The 11,996-nt window shown below is 37.0% G+C and carries 11 protein-coding genes and 1 pseudogene; 9 read left to right on the top strand and 3 right to left on the bottom strand.

What is annotated here, in order from left to right:
* On the top strand, positions 1–437 hold a 437-nt coding region (locus RTR63_RS10230), incomplete at its 5' end, for an IS1 family transposase (RefSeq protein ID WP_312524077.1).
* 970 nt (positions 438–1,407) lie between these two features.
* Here the strand turns inward: RTR63_RS10230 and RTR63_RS10225 are convergent.
* Both RTR63_RS10225 and RTR63_RS10220 read right to left on the bottom strand, forming a co-directional pair.
* Positions 1,408–2,385, bottom strand: a complete 978-nt coding sequence (locus RTR63_RS10225) for a TauD/TfdA family dioxygenase (RefSeq protein ID WP_312524076.1) — start codon at positions 2,383–2,385, stop codon at positions 1,408–1,410.
* Positions 2,386–2,434: 49 nt separating this feature from the next.
* The gene (locus tag RTR63_RS10220; protein ID WP_312524074.1) at positions 2,435–3,709 is read right to left on the bottom strand and encodes a flavin-containing monooxygenase; all 1,275 of its coding nucleotides are present in this window, start codon (positions 3,707–3,709) and stop codon (positions 2,435–2,437) included.
* Positions 3,710–4,011: 302 nt separating this feature from the next.
* On the opposite strand from RTR63_RS10220, the gene RTR63_RS10215 reads away from it, so the two are divergent.
* From RTR63_RS10215 to RTR63_RS10190, 7 genes and pseudogenes are all read left to right on the top strand, one after another.
* Positions 4,012–4,425, top strand: a complete 414-nt coding sequence (locus RTR63_RS10215) for a RidA family protein (protein WP_204155512.1) — start codon at positions 4,012–4,014, stop codon at positions 4,423–4,425.
* 21 nt (positions 4,426–4,446) lie between these two features.
* Positions 4,447–5,118: a DUF1028 domain-containing protein gene (locus RTR63_RS10210; protein WP_312524071.1), complete on the top strand. Its 672-nt coding sequence runs from the start codon at positions 4,447–4,449 to the stop codon at positions 5,116–5,118.
* A gap of 49 nt (positions 5,119–5,167) precedes the next feature.
* Positions 5,168–6,121, top strand: a complete 954-nt coding sequence (locus tag RTR63_RS10205; protein ID WP_312524070.1) for a LysR family transcriptional regulator — start codon at positions 5,168–5,170, stop codon at positions 6,119–6,121.
* Positions 6,121–7,260, top strand: coding sequence for an acetylornithine deacetylase (gene argE, locus RTR63_RS10200; protein WP_312524069.1), 1,140 nt, complete (start codon positions 6,121–6,123; stop codon positions 7,258–7,260). The genes RTR63_RS10205 and argE overlap by 1 nt, the downstream gene beginning before the upstream one ends.
* 29 nt (positions 7,261–7,289) lie before the next feature.
* Positions 7,290–7,934 (top strand): annotated as a pseudogene (locus RTR63_RS11875) (amino acid ABC transporter permease); the annotation flags it as partial.
* 117 nt (positions 7,935–8,051) lie between these two features.
* A complete protein-coding gene (locus RTR63_RS11870; protein ID WP_472796589.1) occupies positions 8,052–8,798 on the top strand; it encodes an amino acid ABC transporter ATP-binding protein in 747 nt (248 codons plus the stop codon).
* Positions 8,799–8,860: 62 nt separating this feature from the next.
* Positions 8,861–9,829 carry an NAD(P)-dependent oxidoreductase gene (locus RTR63_RS10190; RefSeq protein WP_312524067.1) on the top strand — a complete coding sequence of 323 codons (969 nt, stop codon included), beginning with the start codon at positions 8,861–8,863 and terminating at the stop codon, positions 9,827–9,829.
* 26 nt (positions 9,830–9,855) lie between these two features.
* Here the strand turns inward: RTR63_RS10190 and RTR63_RS10185 are convergent, their stop codons facing one another.
* Positions 9,856–10,605 (bottom strand): class II aldolase and adducin N-terminal domain-containing protein, encoded by a 750-nt coding sequence (locus RTR63_RS10185; RefSeq protein ID WP_160001188.1) that lies wholly within the window; start codon positions 10,603–10,605, stop codon positions 9,856–9,858.
* Positions 10,606–10,879: 274 nt separating this feature from the next.
* Between RTR63_RS10185 and RTR63_RS10180 the strand changes: the two genes are divergently transcribed.
* Positions 10,880–11,794, top strand: a complete 915-nt coding sequence (locus tag RTR63_RS10180; protein ID WP_312524066.1) for an ABC transporter substrate-binding protein — start codon at positions 10,880–10,882, stop codon at positions 11,792–11,794.
* Positions 11,795–11,996: the final 202 nt, after the last annotated feature.

Below are 11,996 nucleotides of genomic sequence, written 5' to 3'. Positions count from 1 at the left end.
CCAATTATGAGATAAAACCTAAACGACGCTATTACCGAAAACTGCAAGTGGATGAGTTTTGGACATATGTGGGGCATAAGAAAAACAAGGTATGGCTTGTTTATGCCTATGACCCAGATACCAGTGAGATTGTCGCTTTCATATGGGGCAAACGCAACTTAAAGACAACCAAACAGCTACGAGCCAAGCTTGATGAATTAGGTGTTGATTTTGGCTATGTCTGCTGTGATAACTGGGATAGCTTTTTAACCGCCTTTGATTTTGATTTTAAAAAGGTGGGTAAATACCATACGGTTGATATTGAAGGGAACAACAATCGTTTTAGGCAAAGGCTTAGGCGAGTCTTTCGAAAGACAAGCTGTTTTTCGAAAAAGCTAGCAAATCATTTTAAAGCGTTTGATTTACTGTTCCACTATGTCAATTATGGCTGGGTGTAGTGAGCATACTTTTTATACCACAGCCAATTTGTTTAATCCTATGTATTTGTTATTAAATAACTTTATTAAAATCTCCTTAGTTAAATTGCGTATTAGCAATCTCTGACAAAAAAATAAAGCATGAAAATATAAGTCGTTGTTTTTAATGACTTAATTTGTCGAAAAAAATTCCTTACTGCCCTATTTTTCCCCAATTCTGTGCTGGCCCCAAGTAGTACGTTATATCAGTATGTGACGGCAAAAGGGGAATTAAAGAAGGCTGGGGTAAATTTGATAAACAAAATTGAATAATTTCAGTATTTTTTTGCTTTCATGTCGGTATTCTCTCAAATGTTGAAGTCTCCGACAATCCCGGGACGGTTCAGTTAGCAACAATCCCAGTTTCAGCATACTTTTCAAACCACTACCTAAATAATTAATCACATCCGCTTTGTATAGTCTATTCACACTTTCAGCTAGGGCATTGTCTGAGGAAATAGCGAAGCACTGCTTCGCCCGCGCGCAAGACGAAGGCTATGCCTGAATGACTGATTAAAAAGCACCAAACCAAGCTCACCCCCGAGATGAGTTTGCCCATTACACGATGTAATCAGGTATGGCGTACGGATATCACCTACGTTCGCCTAGCCAAGGGCTTTGTATACTTGATGGCGGTAATTGATGGGTCTAAACATTGGGGAGTACTTTATAGGGTTCAGCTGATTTTACCGTCTTTTTGCTGTAGCCATTACGGCGATTACCTGTAGGATTCTGTTCCAGATAGCTGTCTATTTCAGCCAATGGTGCTGCTTCGGTTAGTTATTTCATGATTGGGCTAGTACCCCATCACTGAACCGTCCCGGGATTGTCGGATCGAATCGCTTTTAAGGCTTCGTTAAAGTCAAAGTTTCGCATGGTCTAATTCCTGTTTTATTTGACAGTTTATGGGAATGACACAGTTTTTTGAAAACTACTAAACCCTCATTTCATTTTACTCCTGAGAAAAGCCATTTCTGCCAGGAAAATCAGGAGCTAATTTCCTTGCGTTAGGCATTTTTAACCACAATCTCACTAGTTTACGCTGTTTATCTTTCTCATCATAATCTAAAAAAGAGGTCCTAGAGTGCATCACAATATAATTATTACATAACTGTATATCACCAGGTTCCAACATCATATCGATTCTTAAATTGTCTTGGTGACTTATTTCCTCAAAAATATTAAGTGCATCTATTTGAACTCTAGATAATGGAATATTTTTTCTTTCATGACCAACCTCAATATACTGTCTTAGATACCGACATGCTAGCTTGCCTTTCCAATAACTAAATATAGGACTTAATGAGGGCTCATCTCCACCAAGGTGATTATAATAGGCTGGATGATAATAGTAGGCTAGATACTCTGGATATTCTTTTAAAATTATATTATAAACTGTTGCAAAACTTACTAAACTACTTTCCCCGCCTTCTTTTGCTTTTCTTATAGATAAAAGGCCTACAACGTCTGACATATCAGAATGGTAGGGTAAATTAGCATTTGTTTGATAGACTCTCGTTTGTTTGTTTTTTATATCCCCGACATTTTCTACATAGCCTAAGAGTTGATTTTGCATATTCTGAGTTACAGGTATGCCTAAATATAAGCCCAAAATATAATAAATATCTATAAGCTCATCTTCATTAAATCGTTTGACATCTAAGCCTTTTATTACAATAAAGCCATAGCCATTCTCAAGTTGATCCGATATTTCTTCAATAAAATTTAAAAATTTTTCATCTTTAATATGTATATCATCTTTATTAAAGTGAGGAGCTTTTTTCCCCAAATTGGTGATATGCTGAAGTGCTTCATCCAAAACTGACAATAAATAATCATCAAACTTAATTATCCAATCATTATTATGGGAAATTTCACTGCCGAACCAAGCACATTTCTCTTCTATAGTGGATGTTAATATTGTTTTCATGTGATCAACCTTTGATATTATAAGAATCCTATTAGAAAATACACAGGATTTAAATAGAAGAAGATTTTTCTACTTGAGGTGGTTGATAGTTATGATATTGATGTTGAATATCAATATAGTCAGCAATGCGTTTAGCATCATGCCATACCCCCCAAATAAAACTAGAGCCTTTACTTGATAAGTACGGCAAGCCTACAAAGTAAATGCCAGGCTCATCTGTGATACCTTTATTATGCTTAGGTGCGCCGTTTTCTTGAAATATATCAAAATTCAACCAATGATAATCAAAGCCAAAACCAGAAGCCCAAATTACACTTGTAATATTATCTTTGTCAAAATCAAGATCAGTAATTGGGTTTGAAATTGAATCTGGTATTGGTAGAAAAACCTTGGCTTCTGGTTCTTCAGGTAAATCCAATCCGTTTGCTTCGATATATTTATCCATTGCTTCGAGAGTGGCTAAATAGTTTTCTTCTGCACTGGTAACGTTATCAACCAAGTCATTGTGAAAATACACTTTATTATCTTCAAATTTATCTGTCATACCAACCAAGGTAATGCCATCATGTGCCAACTTTCTAAAGTCAACAGTTTCTCCACCATTCATACCGCTTACCGCAAAACCTTTGATGGGACGTTGTGGCGGAGTACTTTCTTGCCACGTTCCCAAAACACCTAACCACCAAACATTATCTCTCTGTCTATAACGGCGAGGTGGTCGTTCATGTGGACCCACCGATAAAAATACTTTTTTACCAGAGCTATTCAATTCTTTAGCGATTTGCACACCAGATGACCCTGCACCAATAACCAATACATTGCCTTCTGGTAGTTGTTCTGGATTTTTATATTGATCTGAATGAATCTGATACAAATCTTTCCAATTTGGTGCAATAGGTGGAATAACAGGTTTTTGAAAAGGACCTGTAGCAATGACAATATTGTTTGCTATAAAATCACCCTGTGTTGTGTGGACATTAAAGCCCATATTACTAGGGATTTTTTCTACTTTTAACACTTCTATACCCGTGCGAATGGGGGCTTTAATTTTTTTGGCATAACTTTCAAAATAGTCCGCCACTTCGTTATGGGACACGAATGTTTCTGGATTATGTGGAAAATCCATATTAGGAAATTTATCGTGCCAACAAGGACCATTAGCAACTAAAGAGTCCCATCGTCTGGACCGCCAAGCTTCTGCAATTCTATTTTTTTCTAAAACAATGTGGTCAATATCTAGATTGCCCAGATGCTCACTCATTGCAATACCAGCTTGACCTGCACCAATAACGAGAGTATCCGTTTTCGTTATATTATTAGTCATGATTCGCTCCCTTCTGTAAAAAACATACAAGCAATATTTAAAAATATCACAGTCATACACTGTGTATAAATACAAGTTGAATAATAGTTTCTTTGTCGAAAAATTGAAAATCGTATCATACGAACGATTGATTCAAGAAATTCTAATTACTAGCGATATGGAATAACCGAATCAGTGCAAAGGAAAATTCAAATTGTTATCTCACACATTTAGGGCATACTAAATTTCAACAGTTTGATTACTGGTTATTACCAGTATTTCAACCATCTTTTAGTTTTTAGAACCAAGAAAAGAGGTAAATAATGAAACATACACGCATCCGCCCCTTTAATACTAAAGATACCTATCCTGAACAAAATCTCGATAATGACCTATGTCAAGCCGTTGTAGCAAAAGGTCGTACTGTATTTTTGCGTGGACAGATTGGGCAAAACCTAGACACGAGTGAAAGTGTCTGTATTGGTGATGCCAAAGGGCAAGCTGAACAGGCAATGCATAATATTCAAATGTTGCTTCAAGAGGCAGGTGGTGAGTTAGAAGATATTTGTAAAATCACGATTTATATTACTGATCCACGTTATCGTGAAGAGGTTTACCGAGTAGTTGGTAACTGGCTAAAAGGGGTATTCCCTGTTTCTACTGGCATTGTGGTATCGGCGTTGGCTAGACCAGAATGGCTTGTTGAGATTGATGCAACAGCGGTTATTCCAGACTAATATCTAAATAAGGATACTTCTATGACTTTTTCTATTGTTGCAAGATGCCCAAAAACGGGGCAATTTGGAGCATCTATTAGCTCATCATCTCCTGCTGTAGCATCACGCTGTATCCGTGCAAAAACTGGTATCGGCGTTGTAGCCAGCCAAAATATTACTGATCCAAATCTCTCGCAGGTTTTGTTAGAGATGATGCAATACAATCTTACACCGACCGACGCTGGTGCAGAGTTGGTTAAAAGTACCAATTTTATCCAATATCGCCAGCTAATGGCATTAAATGGTCAAGATGAACCTTTTGTTTTCAGTGGAGAGCATACGCTTGGCATATTTAATGCTGTTAAAGGTAAAGAAGCAGCCTGTGCTGGCAATCTCTTGGCTAATCAAGAGATTCCTAAAGTTATGCTTGATACTTTTGAAAAAAGTGAAGGTAATCTAGGAAAACGTTTACTTGATAGTTTGGTTGCAGGTTACCAAGCAGGTGGCGAAGCAGGACCTGTACATTCAGCAGGACTGTTAGTGGTTGATAAGATGACATGGCCTATCATCGACCTCCGTATTGATTGGTCAGAGACGCCTATTGAAGATTTAGAACAGGCTTGGCAAATCTATGAGCCACAAATCAACGATTATGTCATGAGAGCGTTAAACCCAACAGTTTCGCCAAGCTATGGTGTACCAGGTGATTTATAACATCTGTTAAATGAGGTTAATTGTGTTAAGTCGAATAACGTTACGCCAAATGGAGTATTTTGTTGCAGTAGCCGAAAGTGGCAGTATCATTATTGCTTCTGAGAAGATTCATGTGTCTTCACCTTCTATCTCTGCGGCAATTGCACACATTGAAAGTGAATTAAACGTCCAGTTATTTATTCGACAACATGCCAAAGGTTTGGTTTTGACAGACATTGGTGAACAAATAAAGCAAGCGTGCAAGGTGATTTTAAGTCAATCATCTGGACTTTACGCATTATCTGCTGATTTTTCAGGGGCAATGCGGGGCACGCTTAAGGTGGGGTGCTTTTCCGCTTTTGCACCCATGATTTATGCAGAAATTATTCATGGTTTTTCAAATTTATACAAACAAGTTAATTTGGAAACTGTGATTGATGATCATCAAGCGCTTACCCAAGATTTGATGCAGAATACCTTAGATGTGGCATTGTTATATGATTTACATATTGATAGTAATTATATCAACTTTATGCCACTAGCAGATTTACCCCCCTATGTTTTGCTTGCAGAATCACACCCATTGGCAAAGCAACAGGCAGTAACACTCAAGGAATTGGTTGACTATCCCATGATATTGTTAGATATGCCTTACAGTAATGATTACTTCTTGTCTTTATTTCGCCATCAAAAACTACAGCCCAATGTTGTTGAAACGTCAAAACATGTTGATGTAATTCGTTCAATGGTGGGAAATAATATTGGTTATACCATTTTAAACGTTCGTCCAAAAATGGATTATTCGCCTGATGGCAAGAAGCTTGTGATGGTAAGAATTTCAGGCGATGTACGACCCATGAAAATAGGGATTGCAACACCCGTTAACGCCAATATAGGCAAGATATGTCAAGCGTTTATTAGTCGGTGTCAGGCTTTTATTTCAAATCAATATATCCCAGGGATGAGTGTTGCCTATTTTTCACAAGCGCATATCAAAAATCAGTCAATAGAAGTAGGTGACTAATGCAATATCAAACAGAATATCTTGAAGTGCTAGAAAAACTAATCGCATTTGATACGACTTCTTATAAAAGTAATTTATTACTCATTGACTATATTAAAGAGTATCTAGCAAGCTCAAACATTGAGATTACTCTAGATTTCAATGAGCAAAAAACCAAGGCTAATTTATTTGCAACCACAGGACCTAAAGATAAAGCAGGTATTTTTTTGTCAGGTCATACTGATGTAGTGCCTGTAGAAGGGCAGAATTGGCGAACTGACCCTTTTAGTATGACGATTCAAGATAATCTCGTCTTTGGTCGTGGTACAGCAGATATGAAAGGGTTTATAGCCTGTGCTTTGGTTATGTTTAAAAAAGCATCTAAGCAACAACTACAACGTCCTTTACACTTATGTTTGTCTTATGACGAAGAAATAGGTTGTGTTGGTGTCAGAAGTATTTTAACCAAATTAGAAAGTTTAATTATACCACCAATATTTGCCATCATTGGCGAACCTACCATGATGGAGGTTGCTACTGGGCATAAAGGTAAAGCGGTATTTCAAGTATTCTGCTCTGGTAAAGAAGGGCATTCAGCCTTAGCCCCAAATTTTGATAATGCCATTCATACCGCCACACAGTTTGTGCAAAGCCTAATCGAATCTCAAGAGTATTTAGCCAATGTCGGTAGCCAAGACTTAGGGTTTGATGTTCCTTATTCCACTATTCATGTGGGGAAAATTTATGGTGGAAAAGCGTTAAATATTGTGCCAAATCTTTGTCAGCTAGATTATGAAATTCGTAATGTCACTCAAGATAGTATTGAACAGATCCAGCAACATATCTTAGAAAACTATTCAAAAAAAGCATCCATTGCAAAAATTCATGTAGAAAATATTAATCAATATCCAGGTTTAGACACGTCATGCCAAGAGGATGCAGTACAAATGGTGCAGGGCTTATTATCAACTCCGTCTAAGCCGACCAAAATATCCTTCGGCACAGAAGGTGGTCTATTTAAACAACAAATGCATTGTCCAATTGTTGTGTGCGGACCAGGAACGATTGAAGTCGCTCATAAACCCAATGAACATGTTAGCATCGCCCAGCTTGAGATATGTGATGTGTTTTTGCAAAAACTGTTATCCACACTGCTATAACGTGGATTTTATAAAAAGAGGAGAAAGTAATGCATTTTGATTGGGCATATACATTTGGTCTATTGAAAAATAAAGACTTTTGGCAAGCCACTTTAACAGTGATTGAACTTAGTGTATTGGTTTGGATATTAGGCATCGTCTTAGGATTTTTATTGGCACTGGGTAAAAAGTCTAAAATCAAAATCATTTCTACTTTAAGTGGCGGCTATATCTGGTTTTTTCGTAGCTTACCACTCTTGGTGTTATTGGTATTTATCTATAATATGCCACAAGTATTCCCACAAACCAGTGTTATCTTAGCTTCTTCTTTTTTGTCTGGCCTCATTGCACTAACCCTAAGTGAAGCTGCCTATATCGCAGAAATTCATCGTGGTGGACTCAACTCAGTTCACAAAGGTCAAATAGAGGCAGGTAAAGCGTTAGGTATAAAAACTGCGGGAATCCAACGTTTAATTGTTGTACCCCAAGCATTACGTATCTCACTGCCTACCTTAAGCAATGAATTTGTTACGATTGTTAAATTGACGTCGCTAGTATCAGTCATATCACTGAACGAGATCCTACTCGTTGGACAACGTCTCTACACTCAAAACTTCCTAGTTCTAGAGACCATGTTAGCCGTGGCATTCTTTTACGTGCTTATCGTGACAGTGTTTGGTTGGCTCATTGGTAAATTCGAAAAATTCATTGATATCACCCATAGGAACCCACCTTTATTAAAAGAAGATGAAATACCTATCCCCACCACCAATAAATCTCTAGCTAATTATGAATTCTTAAACAATGAAAGAATTGGTGATTATGCTTTAGAGGCCATTGATATTCATAAATCCTATGGTGATCATAAAGTTCTAAAAGGTATTGATTTGAATGTTAAGTGGGGTGAAGTTATTTCGATTATTGGACCGTCAGGTTCTGGTAAAACGACATTTATCCGCACGCTAAATGGTTTGGAAAGTTTGAACAAAGGCACAGTCAATTTAATGGGTAAACCATTCTTAAAAGACCAAACATTAACAGAAAACTCATCAGCATATAAAGAACAAATTATTCATGTTGGCATGGTGTTCCAAAGTTTTAATTTATTTCCTCATAAGACTGTCTTGGAAAATGTGATGCTAGCCCCTGAATATCATGGCATGAATGATAAAGGAATTAACCAGCTTACCGCTATCGCTATGCTAGACAAAGTCGGTATGAAGCTTCATGCTAATAAATACCCACATCAATTATCTGGTGGCCAACAACAGCGTGTGGCGATTGCTAGAGCTTTGGCGATGCAACCTTCCATTATTTTGTTTGATGAACCAACTTCAGCGTTAGACCCAGAACTTGTCAATGAGGTTTTAAAAGTTATGGAACAGCTAGCAAAAGAGGGCTTAACGATGATTATTGTAACGCATGAAATGAATTTTGCTTTCAAAATTTCTGACCGGGTGATTTTTATGGAAGACGGGCACATTGTTGAGCAAGGTTCACCTAATGAGTTAGAACATAGCCAAAATGAGCGATTTAAACAATTTATTAGAAAACATTGATTCGCATCAAGGTATGAATCTTAGTTTTTCAACACTAAGATTCATACAGATAAGGAAACTAAATGTCACAAACAATCAATATCACTTTTGCGGAAAAAAATTCTCTCATTCGCTCGCTGAATTTTGATAAACAATCGTTACCTTGCTCTATTAGTTTTAACCAATTTAACCATCTCTCGCAATCTGAGTTTGAATCGGATGTCGAAAACCAACAGATTATAATTCTTAATGACCTCTGTATAACACCACAAGTTTTATCCAACAACCCTAAACTTCAATTAGTCGCTTTATGCTCAACAGGCTACGATAAACAACCCATTCAACTGCTTCAATCCAAAGGCATTCATCTATGCAATGTCAGAGAATATGCATCTCATAGCTTAGCAGAACACGCCTTTATGCTAATGATAAATTTAATTAGAAATTTTAGTGGCTACGATGAAGCAGTAAAGAGTGGCAAATGGTCTAAATGTGATAATTTTTGTTATTTAGAAACGCCAATTTATGAGTTGTATCAAAAGACCTTGGTAATTATTGGTAGTGGCACAAGTGGCAAGGCACTGGCCAATAAGGCTAAGGCATTTGGTATAAATGTGATATTTAGTGAACGTAAAAATGCGATACATTGTCGAGAAGGTTATATACCTTTTTTGCAAGCTATTCAGCTAGCAGATATTATTTCATTACACTGTGAGTTAAATGGAGATACTTATCACTTGATTGATGAAGAAACGTTATTAATGCTACAAAAGCATGCCTTGTTAATTAATATTGCCAGAGGTGGACTGGTTGATGAAAATGCTGTCATCCATGCACTATTAACAGGTGATCTAGGAGGCTATGCTGCGGATGTCTTAACTCAAGAACCACCTGCGATAAATCATCCCATGATAACTACTAGATTACCCAACTTACTTATAACTCCCCATGTCGCTTGGGCAAGCCAAGAAGCACAACATCGTTTAGTCATCGAAATTGAAGAAAATATTTGTGCTTACTTACAAGGCTGCCCGAAAAACTTGGTCTGCTAAATGTTGAAATATTAACTGTGTTTAAGTTATTTAGCGAATTCAGGCTCTTGTATCAGCAATTGTTTTTTAGCATCTTCGAAATGGGCTTCGCTGAAATCTTCAATTGACTCCCAATCTTTAGCTGTTTTCTCAGCTGTTTTTTCAGCCAAAATATTCAAGGGCTGGTTAGTTGAATAGGCTGTTGCCAAAATTTGGCAAGCACGTTCAATGGTATACATATCATCAAAGGCAACGCCAATGCTATGAGAACCAATTAAAACACCATGATTCCCCATCATTAACCGAGTATGTTGACCCAATAAATTTGCTAACCGCTCACCCTCTGCCAAAGAGTCTGCCATACCTTGATAGCACATATCATACGATACTCGATTAAAGTAACGTGCAGTATTTTGATCAATCGGTTTAATAGTTGGGTCTTTTAGCGTCGATATCGCTGTTGCATAGATGGGATGAAGATGCAACACACATTTGATATCAGGACGTAGCTTATGTATCCGACCATGAATTGCCCACGCCGTTGGGTCGATTTTTTCCATTAACTCTTCACTTGGATCGTCGGCGTCTAAAAGAATCAAATCACTAGCTTTGATGGTAGAAAAATGTTGCCATTTTGGGTTGATTAAGAATTTTTTGCCATCAGCAGACACAGAGGCACTAAAATGATTAGCCACTGCTTCATGCATATTGAGTCTAGCAAACCAACGAAAACAGGCAGCAAGATTGATGCGGGATTGTTGCTCATCAATTAACAAGGTATTGTTTAATGAATTCATACGTTTACTCCTATCAAGATTTAGATAAAGGAATTATTACTATAGCGAATAAACTAGGAATAAATGACGATAATTAAATAGGATTTACAGTAGCAGTGAATCATTTTTTCAAAATTGCTTACAGCTCAGTTTTTTTGTATAACTATCATCATAGTCATTACTTATAGCTAATCATCAAATCATAGCATGCGTTAGCGAATACGTTACCTACGAATATGAAAACTTAATTTAATATGTTTTCACTATATCATTTTATTAAAGGAGACAGTTTGTCATGAAAATAACAGCGATGAAAAATTTTTCTGGTAGAAAATTATTGGCAATATGTTTAGTTAGTACATCATTAATAGGTTGTAGCAAATCTGCGGAGCAAACAAAAACTGACAATAGTGCAGCAAATAACTCTGAGTCATCTACCCCTGTATCTGTTACACAAGCAAATGGTGCAAATGAAGTCACAATGATAGTGGGTAGTGATATTACCTTTCCACCGTTTGAATATATGGAAAATAATCAACCTAAAGGTTTTGATATTGATATCATGGATGCGATTCTAGCTGAGAATGGTACAAAACCAAATTATATAGATACTCGCTTTTCAAATCTAATTCCAGGTCTAGATGGTAAAAAGTTTGATGCGATTATTTCTGGTTTATATATTACGCCTGAAAGATTGCAAAAAGTCGATATGATCCCTTACTTTAAAACATATGAAGCGCTATTAGTAAGGACAGAGGGGGATTTTAAACCGAAGACACGTGATGAGCTGTGTGGCAAATCAGTGGCTACCCAAAAAGGTGCCATTTACCCATTGCAAATTCAACAGTTTTCCAAAGAGAGCTGTGAGTCCAAAGGAAAACCTGCCATTACTATCAAAGAATTCGAAACGTCACCGCAAGCTATACAGGCGTTATTATCGAGTGCAGTTGATGCCCAGTATGACGATGTAGGGGTTGCCAAAGAAGCGGTCAAAAAACTCAATAATCGAGTGATGATTTCAAGTACAGATAAGTTCATCCCGATTCTTGGTGGCATCGCTGTCAGAAAAGGTGATACTGAGACTTACAATAAAATTAATGAAGGTTTGTCCAAAATTAAAGCGTCGGGTAAATATGATCAATTAATGAAACAATATGATTTAGTTGCCCCAACTGATGAGGAAAGCAAAGCGGCGACTAGTAAATCCTAATTTTTTTGGTAGTGGTTTGAAAAGTATGTTATTTAAAAACTTATAATATCAATTGACCTCTGAAAGCTTTGATTTACTAACTTTTAGCATATTCATGTTTTAGTCAGCATACTTTTCAAGCCACTACCTTCTTATACCAAACCCATCAAATATAGTATTATAGCTATATGAAAGAATCAAACCCAAAACACAGCCTAGATGA

Origin of the sequence: Moraxella sp. CTOTU47724, assembly GCF_032014955.1 — a bacterium.
In the GTDB taxonomy this organism is placed as follows: domain Bacteria; phylum Pseudomonadota; class Gammaproteobacteria; order Pseudomonadales; family Moraxellaceae; genus Faucicola; species Faucicola tetraodonis.
This window is presented reverse-complemented; position numbering and strand designations above follow the sequence as displayed.